Genomic DNA, 19,760 nt, shown 5'->3' with positions numbered 1-19,760 from the left:
GTGGAAAAGATCGAGGGCGAGTACCTGGTGTTCCTGAACGACACCAGCCTGCCGCGCCTCAAGCTGTCGCGCGCCTACCGCGACATCGCCAAGGACAAGAAGAAGTTCGTGGGCGAGAACAAGGAGTTCATCAGCAACAAGCTCAACTCCGCCAACTGGATGATCCAGGCGATCGAACAGCGGCGGCAGACGATGCTCAAGGTGATGAACTTCATCGTCGACCGGCAGCGCGACTTCTTTGACAAGGGCGTGCAGTACCTCAAGCCGCTTACCCTGCGCGAGGTGGCCGAGGTGATCGACATGCACGAGTCCACGGTCAGCCGCGTGACCAACGAAAAGTTCGTGCAGACGCCGCGCGGCGTGTTTCCGCTCAAGTTCTTCTTCTCGTCGGGCCTGTCGACGACGAGCGGCGAGGACGTGAGTGCCCGCGGCATCAAGGCGCAGATCGAAAAGCTGGTGAGCGACGAGGACCCCGCGCACCCGCTTACCGACCAGGCGATCGTGAACATCCTCAAGGAAGAGGGGATCCAGATCGCGCGCCGCACGGTGGCCAAGTACCGCGACCAGCTGGGCGTGCTGAGCGCCCGCATGCGCAAGCGCGTGTGAGCGACGCGAGCCGGGCTGCAGCGGCCGGAGCACAGGGGGGCGTCCACACGGACGCCCCTCTGGCGCGTCCGTCGGGATCGTCCGCCGTGGAGGCAGATGCGCGCCTTCCCGTGGTGCCCGCCCACCTGCGCGCCAACTTTGCCGTCCTGGTCCCCGCCTACGACGAGGTGATGAACGTTCCCGCGCTCTTTGCCGAGCTGCGGCAGACGTTCGCCCGGCACGGCCTGGCGGGCGAGATCATCCTGGTGGACGACGGCTCGTCCGACGGCACGTACGAGGCGGCGCAGCACGAGGCCGTCAGCTTTCCGCGGACGAAGGTCCTGCGCCATCGGCGCAACCTGGGCAAGACGGAGGCGATGGTGACGGGCGCCTTCGCCGCGGAGACGGAGTTCCTGATCCTGTTCGACGCCGACCTGCAGCACTCCACCGAAGACATCCCCCGCTTCCTGGAAAAGCTGGGCGAGGGCTGGGACATCGTCACCGGCCGCAAGGTGGGCCAGTACGAAAAGCGCGGCGTGTCGTCGGTCTACAACCGCCTGTCGCAAACGCTGTTCGACGTGCCGGTGCGCGACCTGAACAGCATGAAGGCGTTCCGCACCGAGATCCTGCGCGAGATCCCCCTGCGCCACGACTGGCACCGCTTCTTCGTGGTCCTGGCGCACGCGCGCGGCTACCGGGTGTCGGAGATCGACATCGAGCTGTTTCCGCGGCGCGCGGGGGTGGCCAAGTTTTCCGGCCGGCGGCGCGTACTGGTCGGCGTGGGCGACCTGGTGGTCGTCTGGTTCTACCTCAAGTTCAGCGAAAAGCCCATGCAGTTCTTCGGCGGTGGCGGGCTGCTGCTGATGCTGGCGGGCTTTCTGGTCGGGCTGCTGGCCATTGTGCTGCGCGTGGGCGGCTGGATGCCCCCGTTCGGCTACCGGCCGCTGCTTACGCTGGTGGTGCTGCTGATGACGGTGGGCGTGGTGCTGTTCGGGTTCGGCTTCATGGCCGAGCTCATCGCCACCCTCCGCGCCGAGGTCGAAGACCTGCGGCGGCGGGGCAGGGGAGTGACATGACCGCGCCAGCGATTCCCCTGCGCCATGACGACGGGCGGAGGGACCGCCGCCTGGTCCGGAGCCGCGAGTAGACCGCACCGCGTTCTCCATCGTCTCGTCATTCGAGGAGGCGGATGCGGAGGACGATGCCTGCTGGCATCCGCGCACCCCCGCCGAACGTCTCGCCCATCTGGAACTTCTGCGCCGGATCAACGATGGCGATGCAGCTACCGGCAGACTCGAAAGAGTTCTTGAGCTTGCAGGGCTCCCCCGCCGGCAGGTATCTGCCTGACCGGTGGGAATGCGGCCGGTGGATCTGATCCTGGATCCTGAAAGGGAATAAATCGCCCACCAGCTGCACCTCCAGAACCGATATCTCACACGGGGTCAACGGTTTTGATCTTTACCGTTGACCCCGTCGACCCCGTGTGAGATGAGTCTTTTCCATGACCGGGATCGAGTGCACAGTGATCAGCGAGATCCGGTAGGATACCAAATCCGGCAAAACACCTCACCTCAACTGGGACTACAGGAAACAGAGGTCAGGGTACAGAGGAACGGAGAACAGCCAGAGGAACAGAGGAGGAATGCGGATCACCTCTGTTCCTCTGGCTGTTCCCGGTTCCTCTGTACCTTCCGATGTTGTTTTTCCGGATTGGGTATGACTCTGTTCCTCTGTATCCGTGAACGTGGTGTTTTTCCCGGGGTCGGGATCGAGCGGCTGCCCCGGGCCGGGACGCAGAAACCGTTGCTGCCCCGTTCGGTCCCCGGCCGCTCTTACGCGGTTTGCCGCGGATGATGGGGGGCGTGGTGCAGTTCGCTGCCAGCACAATGGCCGAGCTCATCGCCACCCTGCGCACGGAGGCAGAAGACCTGCACAGGGGAGTACAGGTACGAACCCAGATCCAGACGCTGTGGACCTGCGGGCGAAAGGAGCGCAAGAGGGGGAAGAGCCAATGGAACCGCGCCGAAAAAGCCAAGCCGCGCCATATGATTTTTGCGTCGGGAAGCACCGGTTCTGAAACAGACGTTCCATTGACAATTCAGGGTCTCGGCGCCATTTTAAAGCGCGGCGGAAAGCGGTTCCCCCGCCGCTCCCCCTCCCTCCCTGATCCCTTGCTCCGGAGACCCAAGATGCGACGTGCTTTTGCCCTCCTCCTCCTCACCCCCTTCCTGGCGAACTGCGCCGACTCGGTGACGTCGGCGGCCCCCGCGGGCGCCGTGCTGTCGGAAGGCGCCGTGGCCACGGAAGAGACCTGGCCCGTGGAAGAGGGTCTGCCCGTGGTAGAGGGCTGGCTGACGACGGAAGAGGTGGCCGCGCAGGATGAGATGTCGGTGATGGCCGCGCCCGAGTCGGACGCGTTCATGATCTTTGGCCACCCGCAGGTCGGCACCAACTATCCTCCGGGTGCGCACGACCAGTCGTTCCACGGCAAGGACCGCATCATCGCGCAGACCGTGGTGATCGATGCCGGCCAGAAGGTGATCTTCCAGGTGTACCCCGGCCACCGGGTGGGCATCTACAAGCCCGGCGTGCGTCCCGAGGACATCCTGCTCGGCAACCCGGGGCCGTTCGTGCTCGACGCCACGAACCGCATCGCGCTGCAGTCGCAGCCGACTCCGCAGCTCTCCTGGAAGTTCAACACCCCGGGCCGCTACCTGGTGATCTGCGCCATCAAGTCGCACTTCGTCAACGCCAACATGTACGGCTGGGTGATCGTCCGCTAAGCGGCACGACAACCGAGACGAGGAGCCCGCCCCGGCGCGCCGGGGTACCTGCCTGACCGAGAGCCGCGACGACGAGTCGCGGCTTTCGTGTTTCTGGCGAGCACCCGCCGTCCGTGTTGCCGCACATCCGGCATCGCGGTATCCTCACGCACCTGGGATCCCCGGCTTCTTCCTGGAATCGCGAACACCATGCGAATCTCGATTCTGATGTGCGCCACGGTGGCGCTTGCGGCGTGCGCTCCGCACGCTCCGGACAGCGCACCGGCGGCCAGACCGCCTCTGTCGCACGCGGACAGCGCGGCGGTCACGGCGCAGCAGGTGTGGGAAATCCGCCGGCCCGCGGCGTACGCGTACGACCTGACCATCGCCTGCATGTGCATCCACCGCGGCGAGTACAGGGTGGAGGTGCGGGACGGGCAGATCGCGTCGGTGCGCGACGCGGCGGGGGCTCCCGCGCCGGAGTCGCGGGTGGAGTGGATGGTGACGGTGGACCGGCTGTTCGAGCTGATGCGGCAGGCACGGCAGGCCGGCACCCCCGTGCGGGCGGTGTACCACCACGGGATGGGCTACCCCGCCGAGGTAGAGATCGGCATGCTGGCGGACGACAGCGGCACGCTCTACACCATCCAGAACCTGCGGCCCCTCTGAGGCTGGGGGGCGCGCATGCCCCCGCCGATGTCCTGGCCCGGCTCCACGCGATCGGCGCCGCCGCCGGTGCGCGACTGGCGCTCGCCGCGCTCCAGGGCGCCGTCGCTGGTGTCGGCCATCCCCTCGCGCGCGGACATGTCCTCGCGGTCGTGCAGGCGCTCCCCCTCCAGCGTGGGCGCGCCCTGGCCCGAGCCCTGAGGCACGTCGCCGGTCACGTGGCGCTGGCCGGTGCGGGTGGCGTACGCCTCGGCGCTCTCGATGTCGTCCAGGCGGCCGGCCTGCATGTTCAGCTCCCGGTCCGCGTTCTCCGGACGCCCGTCGACGTCGATGCGGTCGTTGGCATTGCGGTCCATCCGTGCATCCTCCCGTTGAAGGTACCCGCGCCCGCTCACCAGCGGTTCACGCGGGAGTAGAACTCGTCGTCCGTCAGCGGCCGCGCGCTGTAGCCGGCGTCGTACCCGCCGCCACGGCCGCTTAGGGCGCGCCCCTGGCCAAACTCGCGACCGTATCCACCCCGCTGGCCACCGCCCGCATCGTAGCCGCCGGCCTGCCGCGCACTGTAGCCGCCGCTGCTCTGCCGTGGTCCAAAGCCGTACGTGATCTCCTGGTGGCCGCCGCGGCCCGTCTGTCCGCCGAAGTCCGTGCCGTACCGGGGGCTGCCGCCGGATCCCAGCGTGTGCCCGCCGGTCGCCCGGTATCCGTTGTCGTACTGGCCGCCCGTGCGATGGCCACTTCCGTATCCAAGGCCGGCCTGCGCGCGATAGCCGTCGTCGTACGGGCCGCCGCTCCGGCCGCCGCTGCCGAATCCCACGCCGCCCCGCGCCCGCAACTCGCGGTCGTAGCGATCCGCGTACTCGTTGCCGATGCCGTACTGTCCGCCAAAGGCGGGAGCCACGCCGCCGCGGAAGCCGCCGGTGCGGTTGCCGCTGCCGCCGAGGAAGCCCCCCACCGCGCGGAATCCCTGGTCGTACTGGCCGCGCCCGTTGCCGCCTTCATGGCCGCGGAAGCCGCGGTCGTAATTCTGTGCGTAGCCGCCCGCGCCTCGCATCGAACGGTCGCCGATGTCGAAGTCCTGATTGTAGCGCGGAAGCCCGCGGCTCCGGTCCTGCGCCATGTGCGACAGGTACGATCCGCCGCCGCGCGCCTCGGTGCGCTGGGTGATCTCGCCCCGGCCCACGCCGCCCTGGTAGTCCCAGCCGTAGTCGCGCTGCGCGGAGGGGCCGTGCCCCTGTCCCTGCCAGGCGCCGTTCGTCCCCGAACCGGCGCTCCCCGCGCGAGCTCCCGCGCCGGGATCGTTCGGCACGCCACCCCAGCCGTACTGCGGCCCGCCCGACTGCCCGCCTTGTCCCGTCAACGCCATCCCTCCACCTCCGTGTCCTGGTGCGTCCCTCAATTTCGTGGGGCAAGGACGGTTGCAAGCCACGTTCCGGCGCCGCGATACGCGGAGTGCGCCGGAAAGTGCAGATCATCTCGCTTGCGGCATATTCGCCCGGATCGTGCACAAAGGCCCAGAAAAAGTCGGCTTCGCAGGTTGATCCCGCACAGTAGCGGAAAGTGTGTCTCGCCTGTTTTCGTATTTGCTTTCGTGACCTGGCTTGAATCCACCCGGACGAGGAGCGGCGATGCTGGGGAAGGGGTTGATCGAGGCGGTGGTGCCGGGCGTGCACCGGATCAAGCTGGGCGTGGTCAACGCGTACCTGCTGGAGGCGGAAGACGGGCTGACGCTGATCGACGCCGGGATGGCGCAGACGCGGCCGCTTTTGCTGCGCGCCATCGGGGCGGGGGGCGCGCGGGTGCGGGACATCCGCCGCATCCTGGTAACGCACGCGCACCCGGACCACACTGGCGCGCTGGCGTACCTCAAACAGGCCTCCGGCGCGCGCGTGTACATGCACGCGGCCGACGCGGAGCTGGTGCGGCGGGGCCGCTCGCTGCGTCCCGGGCTGCGGCCGCCGCCCCACCCGGTGTTTGGCGTGGTGGTGCCGCTGGTGTCGTGGGCCATACCGCGCCGGGTGCAGCCCGTAGAGACCGATCAGACGGTGCGCGACGGCGAGCTGCTGGACGTGGCCGGCGGGATGCGCGTCGTCGCGTTTCCCGGGCATTCCGCGGAGCAGGTGGGCTACCTGTGGCAGCGGCACGGCGGCGTGCTGTTCGCGGGCGATCCGGCCGCCAACCAGCTTGGCCGCCTGGACGTCGCCATCGTGTACGAGGACTACGCGCAGGGGGTGCGGGACCTTGCACGCCTTGCCTCGCTGGACTTCGACACCGTCTGCTTTGGCCACGGGCCGCCGATCGTGGGCGGCGCCTCCGCGGCCGTCCGCCGCAAATGGGGTGGGGGATAGAGGGTCCGGACCCGCGTTTCCCTCCCTGAGCCTCCCCATCGCAACCCGATGTGTTATCTTGTGATGCATGCGATCGGGTGAGACGGATTCGAACCCGCTCATGAGCGCCGGTCTTGCTGATCTGCATCCATAATCCGCACCAGCAGTATCCCTGATGATTCGCATCGTTACCCTGGCCGCGGCCGCGCTCACGCTGTCCGCCACCGCGGCGGACGCGCAGACGGCGCGCTCCGCGTGCGTCGTGGGCGGACCGCGCTGCATCACCGTCTCCTTTCACGAAACCGAGATGCGCGAGGTGGCGGCGGTGTTCGCGGAGTTCGGCGGGCAGTCGGTGGTGCTGGCGCCCGACGTGGCGGGGCGGGTAACCGCGGAAGTGCGTAACCAGCCGTGGGACGTGGCGTTCCGCGCCATTCTGGACGCGCACGGGTACGCGGCACGGCAAATCGCGCCGGGAATGCTGCGCGTGGATCCCCTGGAGCGGCTGGCGCGCGACGCGGTGCAGGCGCCGCTGGTAACGCGCGTGTTCCGCATCCATTACGTTCCCGCGGCGGACGTGGCGCGCGCGCTGGAAGGCGTGGTCTCGGAGCGCGGCCACGTCGCCGTCAGCGAGGCCACCAACACGCTGGTGGTCACGGACACGGAAGAGGTGATCGCCGCCATGGCGCGGGTGATCGGCCATCCGCCGCTGTAGGCCGGTCCGGATCGGCGGACTCTGGACGCGGGCGCGCGGCGGTGTCAGGTTGGGGCACCGCCGCGCGTTTGGTTTTCCTGACAGCGCGGTATCTGCCCAACCTGACCCAACTGACCGATGATCCGACGGATACGATTGCTCGCCCCCGCCTTTCTGCTGGCCGCCTGCGCCGCCCCGATGGTGGGCGGCGCGCAGGACGGCTCCGCCTCGCGCCAGCTGTGGGAGCGCCAGGGGATCGACGACTACCGTTACACGTACAGCGTCGTCTGCTTTTGCCCGGAGCGCGGGCCGGTGCGGGTGACGGTGCGCGACGGCGGCGTGGCCGAGGTGCAGCCCGCCGCCGACCCCAACGCCCGCGTCGCCGGCGGTGCGCAGCTGCAGGTGCTGACGGTGGACGAGGTGTTCGACCGCATCGAGGAGGCGGAGGCGAACGGCACCTTCACCAGGATCGAGTACCATCCCAGCCTGGGCTACCCGACCTCGGCGGAGATCGGCACGCTGGCCAACGACGCGGGCACCGTGTACCAGATCAGCGAGCTGGAACCGCTGCGCTGAATTTGGGTCGACGGTCCACACTCGTTGATTTCCTGAGGAAGGTGCCGTGCTGCGACTGGATTCTGGGATGCAGCCTGGCGCCGACCGAAGGATCTCGCCGGCACGGCCGTGGGGCTGGCTTCCCGGCTCAGATCTCGGCCGTGCGTGAGCGGCAGACGAGATCCGTCGGTCGCGCAAGTGTCTGCGTAACTTACGCTTGCGGAAGCGCGCTCCCTCAGAAAATCAGTCCTGGGCTCGTGCAGCATCCAACGACCGAAGCCCCGGCCCTCGTCACGAGGGCCGGGGCTTCGCCGCGTTCGGGGCAGAGAAGGGGCGCGGCTACTTGGCTTCCAGGATCTGCGAAAGCGTCTGCACGTCCTTGATGTGCAGCTTGCGCTCGCCGCGGGGAAGCTGGATGCTCACCTTGTCACCCTTTTTCTTCCGCATCAGCTGCTGCCCCAGGGCGCTGGCCATGGAAATCTGGCCGCTGTCCAGGTTGTCCTTGTCGATGAAGTCGCCGAACACCAGCGTGTACGTTTCCTCCTCGCGGGTGCGCATGTCCACCACCGTCACCCGCGAGCCGAAGCCCACGCTGTCGGTGGGGATCTGCGACAGGTCGATCTTGGACAGCTCGCCGGCGCGCATGGTGAGCTGGTTCAGCCGCGCCTGCACGAACTGCTGGCGCTCCAGCGCGCTCTTGTACTCGGAGTTCTCGCGCAGGTCGCCATGCTCCACCGCCTTTTTGATGGCTTCGGGAAGCACCACCTGCAGCTCGTGCGTCAGGCGCTCGATCTCTTCGCCCAGCTTGTTTTTCAGCTCGTCCAGCATTTCACGGTTCCGATGATTTTCCGTAACGGGCCAGCAGTGGCGCAAATGTAACCATGCCTCTGCGGCGTGCGCTACTCTTTCGCGTCGCGGGCGTGCATTTCGATGATTTCGGCTGGCGGGATTCCAGCCGATTTCTCCCCGCGAACGCTCCGTTCCCGCCTGCGCTCTCCGCCCGCGGTTCCGCATTACGGTCTTTCAGCGCGGCGCGGGTGCACCGGATTCATCCGACCCGCGGGGAAAACCGCGCGACGTGTCCATCTAACCTTCTGGCGCCAGGCTTTGTGTGCGTCGCGTCTGGCACGCACGTTCTTCAGCGTAGGGTCTGCGCCCCTCAACATCCCGACCGAGGTGAACCATGCGCGTACTCAGGCAGGGAGACCGCGGCGCCGACGTCAAGCGCTGGCAGTTCTTTCTCGTGGGGCAGAACCTGGACGTGGGCGTGGCGGACGGCATCTTCGGGGCCCGGACGCACCTGGCCACGCTGGCGTTTCAGCAACGGCACGGGCTGGTTGCGGACGGCATCGTGGCCAACCGCACGGTGGGGCAGGCGGCGCTGCTGGGCTTCGAGATCGTCGACGAGCCGTCCGACGATATTCACACCGCCGGATTTCCGCCCAAGCCCACCTTCAAGCCGCTGGTGGGCACGGCGGCGCGGCAGCAGGTGTTCGGCAAGTTCAGCTTCGTGCCCAAGCCGGTGCCGGGAAACCGCGAGAACATCGAGATCACCGACGACTGGGCCGCCAAGAACATCATCGTCGTCACCATCCCGCAGCTCAAGGGGGTTCCGGGCGCGGGATCGTCGGGCAAGGTGCAGTTTCACCGCGCGGCCGCCGACCAGATGGTGGCGCTGTGGCAGGCGTGGGACGACGCGGGGCTGATCGACCGGGTGCTCAGCTGGGGCGGCTCGTTCGTGCCGCGCTTTGTGCGCGGCAGCAAGACCACGCTCAGCAACCATGCGTTCGGCTCCGCATTCGACATCAACGTGCCGTTCAACCCGCTGGGCGTCATTCCGGCGCTGGTGGGAAAGAAGGGCTCCGTGCGCGAGCTGGTGCCGCTGGCCAACCAGCACGGCTTCTTCTGGGGCGGCCACTTTGCCGGGCGGCTTGACGGCATGCACTTCGAGATCGCGAAGATCCTCTGATTGGGCCCGGGGATCACGCAAAGCCTGATGGAGAGAGAAGCGTTGATTTCTTGAGGGCCAGAGGGTGGTGCTACACTTCGATGCACGAAGCGACACCCTGTTATCCTGAGGGAGCGCACCGCGTGTAACCAGAAATCACACAACCGCTTGCGCGCGACCGAAGGATCTCGTCTGCCCCACGCAGGGCCGGGATCAGGGCGTCGAATCCAGCCGCTCGGTTCTGCTGGCAAGGTCCTTCAGTCGGCGCCAACGTATCTCGCGCAAACACGATACGGCGCGGCGCCTCCCTCAGGATGACTGAGCGCGGGGCGAGTTTGGCAACACCCTTTCAGCCTCGGGACATCGACGCATTGCTCGATACGGCACGCACAACCCCATCATCATGCGGCGTTCTTCATACGGGAGTTAATTGATCGGAAGGGGCAGCGGAGAACGTTCTCCGCTGCCCCTTTCAGCATCTGGCACAAACGACGAAGGACGTAGGGAAGATCCATCTTCTCCGCCGCGCCTCTCCCTTCCCCTCCGCGTCTCCGCGTGAAACCCGCCGCGCTTACGGCTGCCGGGGTACCGGCGCCTCCGCCACGTCGACGGGCGCCGCGGCATCCACCGCCGGCCCGCCGCGCACCAGCAGCGCCGCCGCGCTTCCGCCGATCAGCTCCGCGGCGATCGTCCACAGGCGCGACGCGATCGCGAGCACGGCTGCCACGCCGGCCGGCAGGTACGGCTGCAGCAGCTCCGCCATCGCAAACTCCCGCAGCCCCATCCCGCCCGGCAGCACCGACGCGTAGCCGATGAAGAACGAAAACGCGTTCACCCCCGCCATCTGCGGCAGCAGCGTCCACGGCACGTCCGCCAGCGAAGCGACGAACAGGTGGTACGCCACGCCGTAGAACATCCAGCTCACTACGGAAAGCCCCAGCAGCCCCAGCCCGTCCATCCACCCCGCGTTCCAGCGGATCACCTCCTTCTTCAGCAGCCGGGGGATCAAGGCCAGCAGGTGGTTCAGAAACGCGGGGTGCACGGCGAGCGCGGCGCCGATTGTCGCGACCGCCATCAGCCAGCGCGGGTCGATCCCCGGCAGGACGTCACCCGCCAGCGTCCACGCCGCCACCACGGCGGCGGATAGGAGCGCCATCCCCGTGTGCACCAGCATGGACGTCAGCATCACCGCGCCGGAAAGGCCGGCGCCGCGGCTCAGCTGCGCCACGGCGATGAACTGGAATACCTTGCCGGGGACGTAGCGCGCCAGGTTGCTGAGCCACCAGATGCGCTGCAGCATCCCCAGCCGCACCGGCGGATGGTCGAAATGGCGCAGGATGCGGCTCCACACCCACACGCCCCACCCCAGCACCGCCACGTGCGCCACCACGCTGGCCGCCAGCAGCGCGGGGTCCACGCGCCAGTCGTAGCCGCGCAGCTGCGCCCAGTTGTCCGCGATCAGCCTGCCCAGCCACCAGACCGTGGCCGCGATCAGCAGCGCGCCGAGAAGGCGGCGCCAGGCGGGTTTCACGCGGCCGCCGGCGCCGGTTCGGCGTCCTCGCCGCGCGGCCGGCGGCGTGCGCGGACCAGCAGAAACACGCCGTACAGCGCCAGCAGCGCCATCCCCGCCAGGTAGATGTAAAAGCCGTTGTACAGCTGCGCCGAGTGGAACCGGAACTCCACCGTGTGCGTGCCCTGGGGCACCACCACGCCGCGGAACGCGTGATTGGTGCGCAGGATCTCCACCGGGCGGCCGTCCACCGTGGCGTGCCAGTCCTTGTACCAGTTGTCCGCCAGCACCAGCAGCGCCGGGCGGCTGGCCGTGGTCTGCACGCTTACGCGGTCCGGCTCGTACCGCGTCACCTGCGCGTTCCCCTGCAGCGGCCCCTGGGGCACCCCCAGCGGCCGCGACGTCTCCACGAACGCCGTCGTAAGCGGGTTCCACGCCGAGTCCTGCATGGCCGGCAGCGCGGCCTTGTCCGCCACCGGCACCGCGCGCTCCGCCAGGTAGGCGCGGGGCAGGGCCAGCGTGTTCTCGTAGACGATGGCCTGCTGCCCGCGAAACACCTCGCGAAGCCACGGCACCTGCAGCTCCGCCGAAAGCACCACGTAGCGGATGTTGGCCACCGCCATGAAGCGCGGGTCGCCCGTAAAGTTGTGGAAGTCCACCATCGACCGCTCGCCCGCGCCGGCCAGCTCGTTGTAGCGCTGCAGCTGGTTGCCGTGCTCGCCCGCCGCATTCTCAAGGTCGTACCACATGGGCCCGTTCTTGAACCGCGGCCAGGCGCTCTGCCCTTCGATGGGAAAGTAGCGGAACGGCCGGCGCTGCTGCCGCAGGAACGCCGTCACGTCGTCCTCCGCGTAGGCGATCTCGGGCGCGTCCATGGTCTGAAAGAACTTCTTTCCCACGATCCACAGGTCCGCCACCGTCACCAGCGACAGCAGGAGCATCGCCACCAGCGACGTCACCTTGCGCGTCCACCACATCCACAGCGCCCCGCCCGCCGCCGCGGCAAAGAACGCGAAGCGCATCCACCCCTGCGCGGGGGTAAGCCCGCTGGTCCCCTCCGCCATCCCCGCCGCCGCCGCGCCAAAGGCGCCGGCGCCCACGACGGCGATCCCCACCCCGACGGCCACCAGGATCCCCACCATGTTCTCGCCCGGCTCCGGATCCGCCGCCACGCGCCGCGCGGCGCGTGCCTCCCGCAGCTGCGCCAGCCGCTCCAGCGTGATGGCCGCCATGCAGATGAGCGAAAAGCCCAGGACGTAGTATGCCAGGTCCGGCGCGCGGAACCGCTTCAACCCCGGCAGCACGGCCCAGTACAGCCGGTAGAGCGGCGTGTTGCCGCCCAGCGACATGGTCAGCGCGAACAGGCCCAGCCCCGCGAAGAACCACCAGTAGCGGTTGCGGCGCGAGTAGTAGACGCCCAGCGCAAAGAGGACGACGACCAGCGCGCCCAGGTATTCCGTGTGCAGCCGGAAGGCGTTCTCGCCGCGGTACACGGGGAACACGTACTCGCCGCGGTCGTTCTGGATGTTGGCGCCCACCTGCTCCGGCACCGCGATCCCCGCGATGCCACGCCAGGGCATGGAGTACGAGGTGCTGAACTCGTAGCCGCGCCCGCCCGTCATCCCGCGCGGCGACTGGCTTACGTAGTCCTGGAACGGCAGAAAGTTGACGGATGCCAGCACGAACCCGAACGCCACCGCGCCAATCCCCATCGCCACCGTCTTCGCCAGCCGCGACGGCTCGCGGTGCACGCGCAGGCTGATGAGCAGGAAGACCGACCAGATGAGCGCCGCCAGCAGCAGGTAGTAGGCGTTCTGGATCTGAAAGCTCAGCAGCGCCATCCCCACCGTGGCCGCCGCGCCCGCGAACGGCGCCAGCCGCGCCGTGCGGATGCCGCTGTGGAGGAAGTAGAAGAGCAGGGGGATAAAGCTGGCGACGATGATGCGCCCGTCGTGGCCGGCGTACACCCACGACGTCAGGATCCCCGTCCACTGGAACGCCAGGCCAATGACGAACGCCACCCACCGCCGGCACCCCAGCTCGCGCCCCAGCAGGTACATCCCCCAGCCCGCGATGCCGAACTGGATCCAGAACAGGATCGGGAAGAACAGCCGCGTGGGTCCGATCGCGTCCGCCAGCCAGCGGACGGGATAGTACGTGCTTCCCGGATTGGAGAAGAGCGGCACGCCGCCGTACACGTACGGCACCCACCCCGGCAGCGTACCCGCCGCCGTGCGCTCGCTGATGAAGTCGAGGTAAAAGAAGCTCGACACCGTGTAGTCCGTCCCGAAGATGTGCCGCCCGGGAAGGAACGCGGGGAGAAAGTAGATCAGCGCCAGCGCAAAGTAGATCGCGGCGGCCACGCCGGCGCCGATCCCCGGATCGGTTTCGGCGGGGGCGGCCAGCGTGGATGCGCGGCGCGGCGGGGGAGCGGTGTTCTTCATCGGGAGCCGGATGGGGAAGGGGACGTGCGTCCCGCGGAGATTCGGTTCAGCCAGGCCAGGTGGTCGCGCGCCACCTCGTCCCACGACCAGCGGCGCGCGCGGACGCGCGCGGAGGCGGAAAGCGCGGCGCGGCGGTCCGGCGCGTCCAGCAGCGCGGCGATGGCGGCCGCCGTGGCCGCGGCATCCTCGCGCGGCACCAGCACCCCGCCGTCCTCGCCGACGACGTCGGGCACCGCGTCCACGCCCGCCGCGACGACGGGAATGCCGGCCGCCATCGCCTCCGCGGCCACCATCCCGAAGCCTTCGAAGCGCGACGGCATCACCATCGCCAGCGCGCCGGCCATCAGCGCGTGCACGTCGTCATGGGTGGGGTTCGCGATCAGCTCCACGCTGGCCTGCAGCCCGCGCTCGGCGATCATTGCGGCGATGCGCTGGGCGTCCTTGCCACGCCCGGCCACCTTCAGCGCCAGGTTCGGCCGGTCGCGGACCAGGATCGCCATGGCGTCCAGCAGGACGTCGATCCCTTTTTGAAAGACGTCGAAGCGGCCGTAGTAGAGCAGAAAGTCCCGCTCCGCGCGGCGGACGCGAAAAAAGCGTTCGTCCACCCCCGCGCCGATCACCGTCGTCTCCGCGTCCGCCCGCAGCGCCGGCCGCGCTTCGTCCAGCAGCCAGGGGCTGACGGCGGCCACCCAGCGCGCGCGCCGCAGCTGCATCCGCTCCCATCCGCCCACCGCCGCGCCCGGGACGCGTCCCCAGCGCACCCGCGCCGTGGGCCCCGCCATCTGCCCCAGCATCACGCCCACGGGACGGTCGGCGGGGATGCGGATGGGCGTGTAGGCGCTGAAGTCGAACACCGCCGCGTCATACGCCGCCGTGCGCAGCAGCCGCGTGGCCGCGCGCCCGTACGTCAGCCGGCTCCACGCGTACGGCGACGCCGCCCCCAGGCGGACGGAGCGGAAGCCCTCCGCGTCCTCGTCGCGCGCGCCGGGAAAGCGGCCGGTGACGATCGTCACGTCCAGCTGGCCGGCCAGGCGGCGGTAGATCTCGTGCAGCCGCACCGCGCCGCCGCCGCCGACCCACGGGTTGCGCGGGTCGTCGTAGATGCAGTGGACGACGCGAATCATCCCTGCTTGCGGGCGATGAAGAAGTTGCTCCCCATCCCCACGTCCAGCAGCAGCCGCGTTACCGGGTTCGTGAACACCCACTCCTGCCGGTTAAGCCAGCGCGCGAGGCCCTGCTTGCCCGCGCGCACCTCGCCCGGCTCGCTGATGCGCCCGCGCAGGTAGTCGATCCACATCTGCCGCGGCTCCGCCAGCTCCGCGAACCGCGCCTGGCGCAGCAGCTTCCGCACGCCCATGCGGGTGGGGATGATGCCCACGCCGTAGTTGCCGCGCCCGCCGCCGCGCACCCGTTCGAAGTACCACACCTGCAGCGGCCGCGGCATCAGCGTAAGCCCCGCCAGCTGGTAGTGCGGGTCGCTGGCGATGCTGGCCAGCGCGAAGGGCTTGGGGGTGACCAGGTACAGCAGCCCGTCCGGTGCCAGCACGCGGTAGATCTCCCGCAGCGTCTTTTCCCGGTCGTTCACGTGCTCCAGCACGTTGTCGAGGACCACGAGGTCGAACGACCCGTCGCTCCAGGGCAGCTCCTCCGCGAACCCCTGGCGCAGGTCGATGGAAACGCCGTGCTCCTCCGCCCGCAGCCGTCCGCGCTGCACCGAGGTTTCGCTGACCTCGATCCCCGCCGCGTGCGCGCCGCGCTCGGCAAAGGCGATGGGCACGCCCGCGTCGCCGCAGCCGATGTCGAGCACGCGCGCGCCTTCCGCGCGAAAGGCGGGAACGTAGCGGGCCAGCGTTTGGAGCACCAGAAACCCGCGCGCGTACTCGCTTACGTACAGGTTCTTCCACTGCTCAAAGTTCTGCGCCTTCCACCACCCGGCGCGCTCGGCCTCCAGCCGCTCCAGGTAGCGCGGCTCCACCTGCGAGGTGTCGGTGCGGGTAAAGCGGGGCCGCTCGGTCTGGCTGCTCAGCGTGTCCGTCCTGTGGATGATGTCCGTGCGTTGCGCCGACATTCTACGCGGTCCAAGGGCTTTTCGGCAGTCCCCGGAAGAGAAAAGATGAGGCCCTATCTTTTTCAGGGTTTCCAGGCGGGATTGAACAGGCCGGCGGAGTAGGGCAGGGGAACGCGCTGGCCCGTGGCCACGTGGATGATCTCCAGGCGCTCGGTCTCCATGTCGTGCGCCACGATCCAGCGGTCGTCCGGCGACCAGTCGAAGCCGAAGCCGTACGACTCCCCGTCCCCCACCGGTCGAGCTCCGGTGCCGTCGGATGCCATCAGGCGGATGGGGCCCGACTCGTAGCCCTGCGGGTCCAGGTACGCGATGGAGTCGCCGTGCGACCACTCCGGTGCGTGGCCGCGCACGTCGCGCAGCACCAGCCGGCCCGTGCGCAGGTCCAGGATGCGCAGCGTCACCAGGCGGCTGTCGCCCTCCTCGCGAAAGTACACCACGCGGTCTCCCGCGGGCGACACCGAGGGATGCGACTGGTTGCGATCGTCGCGGGTGAAGCCCGGCAGCAGCTGCACGCCGGTGCCGTCCGCCCGCACGCGGTACGGGTAGCCGCGCATCTCCGGTCCGCTGTAGCCGCCAAAGTACACCCACTGGCCGTCACGCGAGGGGTGCGTCCACAGCTGCGCCGGCGGCACGGAGCCGCGCAGCAGCGGCTGCGTCGCGCCGTCCAGGTCCGAGACCCGCGCCTCGCCGAACGTCCCCTTGGTGAACACGAAGCGCCGCCCGTCCGGGAGCCACCGGGGCGAGCGCGCGCCCTGCGCCGCCACCGCCAGCCGGTAGTCCGACCCGTCCAGCCCAAAGACGTAGACGCCGCGCGGGCCCGCCGCCGCCAGGGTGCCCCGCGGCACCACGCTCACGAACACCGGCACCTGCTCGTCCTCCACCGTCACCATGATCCGCGTGCGCCCCACCGCCACGCCCGTAACCGCCGCGCCCGCCGTAGCGATCGCCGCGTCGTCGGAGGCGACCGCCTCCAGCGGTACCGGGGTGGTGGTCCCGGCCCGGTCCTGCACCACGGCCCGCAGCGCGTAGCTGCCGCCCACGTACACCGCCGTATCCGCCGGCAGCACGACCGTCCGCGCCGGCCGGCCCGGCGCCACCCGGTACTCCGCCGTCGTCGAGAACCCCAGCGTGGGCACGGTGACGCGGACCGTCGCCGTGCCGGTCGCCGTCCCCAGCCGCACCCGCACCGCCGCACGCCCCAGCGCGTCCGTACGCACCTCCGCCGCCGGCTGAAAGTTGTCCGGCGTAACGCCGCTCAGGTTGACCATGGGCACCGTAAATCCGGGCTGCTCCACCACTGCCGCCTCGAAGCGAACCGCCACGCCCGCCTGCGGCCGCCCCTGGTCGTTGCGCACCTCCACCACCAGCGGCCGCGGCAGCTGCGCCTGCACCGTATCCGCCTGTCCCGCGCCGGAGATCACCGCGATCCCCACCTGTCCGGGTTCCGGCCGCGGATCCGGCGCCGTTCTGCAGGCGCCCGCCATCGAGAGCGCCACCCCCAGCAGGAGCGCGCGGTGTTTGATGAGCTGCATCACAAGATTCGGAATTGGATAAGCGAGGATGGACGTCGTGCAGATCCAGGAAAAGATAGGCCTCACACAGAGTTAACAGAGTCAACAGAGTTCGTTTCTACCGCGTCCGCCGGTTCTTCTCATCCCCAAAGCATTCAGGAAGATAGAGTGGAGCACGGGGATGAGCACGAGAAAACTCTGTTGACTCTGTTAACTCTGTGTGAGGCCCAATCTTGTAAACCGTGAGCGTCCGCGGAGCCTGCCACGCGGGAAGAACGTGCGGCCTCACCGTTTGCGGACGCGCGCGTACACCTCCGCCAGCCGCCCCACGATCACGTCCCACGAAAAACCCGCGCGCACGTCGTCGCGGCCGTGGACGCCCATCTGCCGCGCGGCCGCGGGATCGTCCATCATCCGCCCGATCGCCGCCGCCAGCGCCGGCGCGTCCCCCGGCGGCACCAGGAACCCGTTGCGCCCGTCGCGCACGATGTCGACGATGCCGCCCGCCGCGCTGGCGATGGTCGGCTTGCCGTAGCCCATAGCCTCCAGCAGCACCACGCCCAGCCCCTCGGTGTCGCCCTTGGCGTCCACCACCGCCGGAAGCACGAACGCGTCGCAGGCCGCGATGCGCGCCTTGAGCTCATCCTGCGTCACGAAGCCGTGGAACACCACGCGCGCCCCCAGCCCCAGCCGCTCCGCCTGCTCCTGCAGCCGTGCGCGCTCCGGACCGTCACCCACGACGCGCAGGACGACCCGGCGCGCCGGCGGCAGCGAGGCGAGCGCATCCAGCAGCAGGTGCACCCCCTTCCGCTCCACCAGCCGCCCGACGAACAGCAGCTCGAAGGGGGCGCCGGGGTCCGTGCGCGGGGCAGGGAGCTCCGCCAGCGGCTCCACCGTAGCGCCAAAGGGGATGATGGCGGGATCGGCGCCGGGCACCTGCCGCCGCAGCCGCTCCGCCGTGTAGGTGCTGATGGCCGTCACCGCGTCCGAACCGCGGACGATGCGCCGCAGCACGGGGGCAAGGAAGGGAAGCTCCTTCTCCATCCACGTGAGCTCCACGCCAAAGAAGGTGCTCACCAGCGGCACCCCCGACGCCCGTTTGGCCGCCAGGCCGATCACGCCGTGGGGCAGGGGCCAGAAGGCATGGACCACGCTGAACTCGCCCGAGCGCGCCAGCCGCGCCGCCGCCAGCGAGCCGGACGCCACGTAGCCGGGGACCAGGCCCATGAACACGGGGCGCTCGCGGATTCGGTCCGGCGCCGTCTGGTCGTGCGTCAGCGTTTCCCACGGGCGCGGCGCGTAGCGAAAGCGGTGCACGCGCACCCCGTCCACCGTCTGCGTGTGCAGCCCGCGGTACGCCGGCGCCAGCACCTCCACCTCCACCCCCAGCGGCCGCAGCCGGCGGATGGTCTCCACCATCCAGGGGGTGATGACGTCGGCGGGGTCGCGGGCGTACGCCGAGACCAGGTAAAGGACCTTCACTTGTGAGGGAGGGTACGTCGCGATAGGTTGTGCATCCTGCCCAACCTACGGGCTTTTTCCAGCGTATACAAGCACTCCCCCCGGTTTCCAAGGCACGTGTCGTCAGCCGAGCGCGCGCTCGTCATCATCCCGACCTACAACGAGAGCGAAAACCTTCCTCGCCTCATCCCGTCGGTCCTTTCGCGCGATGCGCGGCTGGAGATCCTGGTGGTGGATGATGCGTCGCCCGACGGCACCGGCCGCATGGCGGAAGAGATCGCCGCGGCCGAGTCCCGCGTGCACGTGCTGCACCGGGCCGGCAAGCTGGGGCTGGGTACCGCGTACCTGGACGGCTTTCGCTGGGGGCTGCGGCACGGCTACGACGTCCTCTTCGAGATGGACGCCGACTTTTCGCACGATCCCGTGCACCTGCCGCAGTTTCTGGACGCCATCGAGAAGTACGACCTGGTGCTGGGCTCGCGCTACCTGCACGGCCGGGTCACCGTGGTCAACTGGCCCATGGGGCGGCTGCTGCTGAGCTGGTTCGCCAACCTGTACGCCGGCTGGGTGACCGGTCTGCCCATCGCCGACGCCACGGGCGGCTTCAAGTGCTTTCGCCGCGAGGTGCTGGCGGCCATCGACCTGGATCGCGTGGAAAGCAACGGCTACGCGTTCCAGATCGAGATGAGCTTTCGCGCCTGGAAAAAAGGCTTTCGCCTGGGCGAGATCCCCATCATGTTCGTGGATCGCGACCAGGGCGAAAGCAAGATGAGCAAGAAGATCGTCCGCGAGGCCGTCTGGCGCGTGTGGCGGCTGCGTTTCCTGGCCATGTTCGGGCGCCTGGAGGCCAGGAAGCCGCCGCCCGCCATCGCCCCCTGAGATCGAGTCGCGAGACAGGGCGGCCGCATCTCTCCACGACGCTGACCTCGCAACCAGGCCGTCGATTTCCTGAGAGGGTGTTATGAACTCGGACGAAAGACCGCGCTCGGTCATCCTGAGGGAGCGCCACGCGTAACCTCCCCTCGGACAAACGCTTGCGCGCGACCGAAGGACCTTTTCTCGGCTTGCTTGAACCCGGCCGAAGCGGCAACGGCGTGTCCGCCACCACGTCCTCGGGCGAGGTGTACACGCCCGCGCCGCGCCGCGCCGCCGACGAAGCCGCCCCGGCCGGAGAGGTAGAGCCCGCCGTGCGGGGGCAAGACGCGACGCCGCCATCCTCCGCGGCGGAGGTGCCG

At 69.1% G+C, this 19,760-nt stretch carries 19 protein-coding genes; 9 read left to right on the top strand and 10 right to left on the bottom strand.

Annotated features, from left to right (window positions below):
* Together ACOJUJ_RS11770 and ACOJUJ_RS11765 are read left to right on the top strand one after the other, a co-directional pair.
* On the top strand, positions 1-606 hold a 606-nt coding region (locus ACOJUJ_RS11770), incomplete at its 5' end, for an RNA polymerase factor sigma-54 (protein ID WP_420127070.1).
* 86 nt (positions 607-692) lie between these two features.
* Positions 693-1,661: a glycosyltransferase gene (locus ACOJUJ_RS11765; protein WP_420127069.1), complete on the top strand. Its 969-nt coding sequence runs from the start codon at positions 693-695 to the stop codon at positions 1,659-1,661.
* A gap of 97 nt (positions 1,662-1,758) precedes the next feature.
* Here ACOJUJ_RS11765 and ACOJUJ_RS11760 read toward each other — a convergent pair whose 3' ends face one another.
* On the bottom strand, positions 1,759-2,001 hold the full coding sequence (locus ACOJUJ_RS11760; protein ID WP_420127068.1) for a hypothetical protein: 243 nt from the start codon (positions 1,999-2,001) through the stop codon (positions 1,759-1,761).
* 773 nt (positions 2,002-2,774) lie between these two features.
* On the opposite strand from ACOJUJ_RS11760, the gene ACOJUJ_RS11755 reads away from it, so the two are divergent.
* On the top strand, positions 2,775-3,368 hold the full coding sequence (locus ACOJUJ_RS11755; RefSeq protein WP_420127067.1) for a hypothetical protein: 594 nt from the start codon (positions 2,775-2,777) through the stop codon (positions 3,366-3,368).
* 189 nt (positions 3,369-3,557) lie between these two features.
* Complete coding sequence (locus ACOJUJ_RS11750) at positions 3,558-4,016, top strand: DUF6174 domain-containing protein (RefSeq protein WP_420127066.1); 459 nt, start codon at positions 3,558-3,560, stop codon at positions 4,014-4,016.
* Here ACOJUJ_RS11750 and ACOJUJ_RS11745 read toward each other — a convergent pair.
* Together ACOJUJ_RS11745 and ACOJUJ_RS11740 are read right to left on the bottom strand one after the other, a co-directional pair.
* Positions 3,986-4,369 carry a hypothetical protein gene (locus ACOJUJ_RS11745; protein ID WP_420127065.1) on the bottom strand — a complete coding sequence of 128 codons (384 nt, stop codon included), beginning with the start codon at positions 4,367-4,369 and terminating at the stop codon, positions 3,986-3,988. The two genes, ACOJUJ_RS11750 and ACOJUJ_RS11745, sit on opposite strands and share 31 nt — an antisense overlap.
* A gap of 35 nt (positions 4,370-4,404) precedes the next feature.
* The gene (locus ACOJUJ_RS11740; RefSeq protein ID WP_420127064.1) at positions 4,405-5,376 is read right to left on the bottom strand and encodes a hypothetical protein; all 972 of its coding nucleotides are present in this window, start codon (positions 5,374-5,376) and stop codon (positions 4,405-4,407) included.
* 262 nt (positions 5,377-5,638) lie between these two features.
* Here ACOJUJ_RS11740 and ACOJUJ_RS11735 point away from each other — a divergent pair, with 262 nt between their 5' ends.
* The 3 genes from ACOJUJ_RS11735 (at position 5,639) to ACOJUJ_RS11725 (ending at position 7,604) form a co-directional block, all read left to right on the top strand.
* Positions 5,639-6,358, top strand: a complete 720-nt coding sequence (locus ACOJUJ_RS11735) for an MBL fold metallo-hydrolase (RefSeq protein WP_420127063.1) — start codon at positions 5,639-5,641, stop codon at positions 6,356-6,358.
* A 154-nt stretch (positions 6,359-6,512) separates the two neighbouring features.
* The gene (locus tag ACOJUJ_RS11730) at positions 6,513-7,049 is read left to right on the top strand and encodes a secretin N-terminal domain-containing protein (protein WP_420127062.1); all 537 of its coding nucleotides are present in this window, start codon (positions 6,513-6,515) and stop codon (positions 7,047-7,049) included.
* Between the two features lie 117 nt (positions 7,050-7,166).
* On the top strand, positions 7,167-7,604 hold the full coding sequence (locus ACOJUJ_RS11725; RefSeq protein ID WP_420127061.1) for a DUF6174 domain-containing protein: 438 nt from the start codon (positions 7,167-7,169) through the stop codon (positions 7,602-7,604).
* A 318-nt stretch (positions 7,605-7,922) separates the two neighbouring features.
* On the opposite strand, the gene ACOJUJ_RS11720 is transcribed toward ACOJUJ_RS11725, so the two are convergent.
* Positions 7,923-8,411: a GreA/GreB family elongation factor gene (locus ACOJUJ_RS11720; RefSeq protein WP_420127060.1), complete on the bottom strand. Its 489-nt coding sequence runs from the start codon at positions 8,409-8,411 to the stop codon at positions 7,923-7,925.
* 355 nt (positions 8,412-8,766) lie between these two features.
* On the opposite strand from ACOJUJ_RS11720, the gene ACOJUJ_RS11715 reads away from it, so the two are divergent.
* Positions 8,767-9,552 (top strand): M15 family metallopeptidase, encoded by a 786-nt coding sequence (locus tag ACOJUJ_RS11715; protein ID WP_420127059.1) that lies wholly within the window; start codon positions 8,767-8,769, stop codon positions 9,550-9,552.
* 550 nt (positions 9,553-10,102) lie between these two features.
* Here the strand turns inward: ACOJUJ_RS11715 and ACOJUJ_RS11710 are convergent.
* From ACOJUJ_RS11710 to ACOJUJ_RS11685, 6 genes are all read right to left on the bottom strand, one after another.
* Positions 10,103-11,062, bottom strand: coding sequence for a lysylphosphatidylglycerol synthase domain-containing protein (locus tag ACOJUJ_RS11710; protein WP_420127058.1), 960 nt, complete (start codon positions 11,060-11,062; stop codon positions 10,103-10,105).
* Positions 11,059-13,485, bottom strand: coding sequence for a YfhO family protein (locus ACOJUJ_RS11705; protein WP_420127057.1), 2,427 nt, complete (start codon positions 13,483-13,485; stop codon positions 11,059-11,061). Before ACOJUJ_RS11705 ends, ACOJUJ_RS11710 begins: the two co-directional genes overlap by 4 nt.
* Entirely contained in the window at positions 13,482-14,609 is a 1,128-nt protein-coding gene (locus ACOJUJ_RS11700) for a glycosyltransferase family 4 protein (protein WP_420127056.1), read from the bottom strand. The genes ACOJUJ_RS11705 and ACOJUJ_RS11700 overlap by 4 nt, the downstream gene beginning before the upstream one ends.
* A complete protein-coding gene (locus tag ACOJUJ_RS11695; protein WP_420127055.1) occupies positions 14,606-15,553 on the bottom strand; it encodes a class I SAM-dependent methyltransferase in 948 nt (315 codons plus the stop codon). Before ACOJUJ_RS11695 ends, ACOJUJ_RS11700 begins: the two co-directional genes overlap by 4 nt.
* A gap of 62 nt (positions 15,554-15,615) precedes the next feature.
* Positions 15,616-17,085 (bottom strand): TolB family protein, encoded by a 1,470-nt coding sequence (locus ACOJUJ_RS11690; RefSeq protein ID WP_420127054.1) that lies wholly within the window; start codon positions 17,083-17,085, stop codon positions 15,616-15,618.
* Positions 17,086-17,349: 264 nt separating this feature from the next.
* A complete protein-coding gene (locus ACOJUJ_RS11685; RefSeq protein WP_420127053.1) occupies positions 17,350-18,546 on the bottom strand; it encodes a glycosyltransferase family 4 protein in 1,197 nt (398 codons plus the stop codon).
* Positions 18,547-18,642: 96 nt separating this feature from the next.
* Between ACOJUJ_RS11685 and ACOJUJ_RS11680 the strand changes: the two genes are divergently transcribed.
* Positions 18,643-19,404, top strand: a complete 762-nt coding sequence (locus ACOJUJ_RS11680) for a polyprenol monophosphomannose synthase (RefSeq protein WP_420127052.1) — start codon at positions 18,643-18,645, stop codon at positions 19,402-19,404.
* Positions 19,405-19,760 lie beyond the last annotated feature (356 nt).

Source organism: Longimicrobium sp., assembly GCF_048594345.1.
Taxonomy (GTDB): Bacteria; Gemmatimonadota; Gemmatimonadetes; order Longimicrobiales; family Longimicrobiaceae; genus Longimicrobium.
This window is presented reverse-complemented; position numbering and strand designations above follow the sequence as displayed.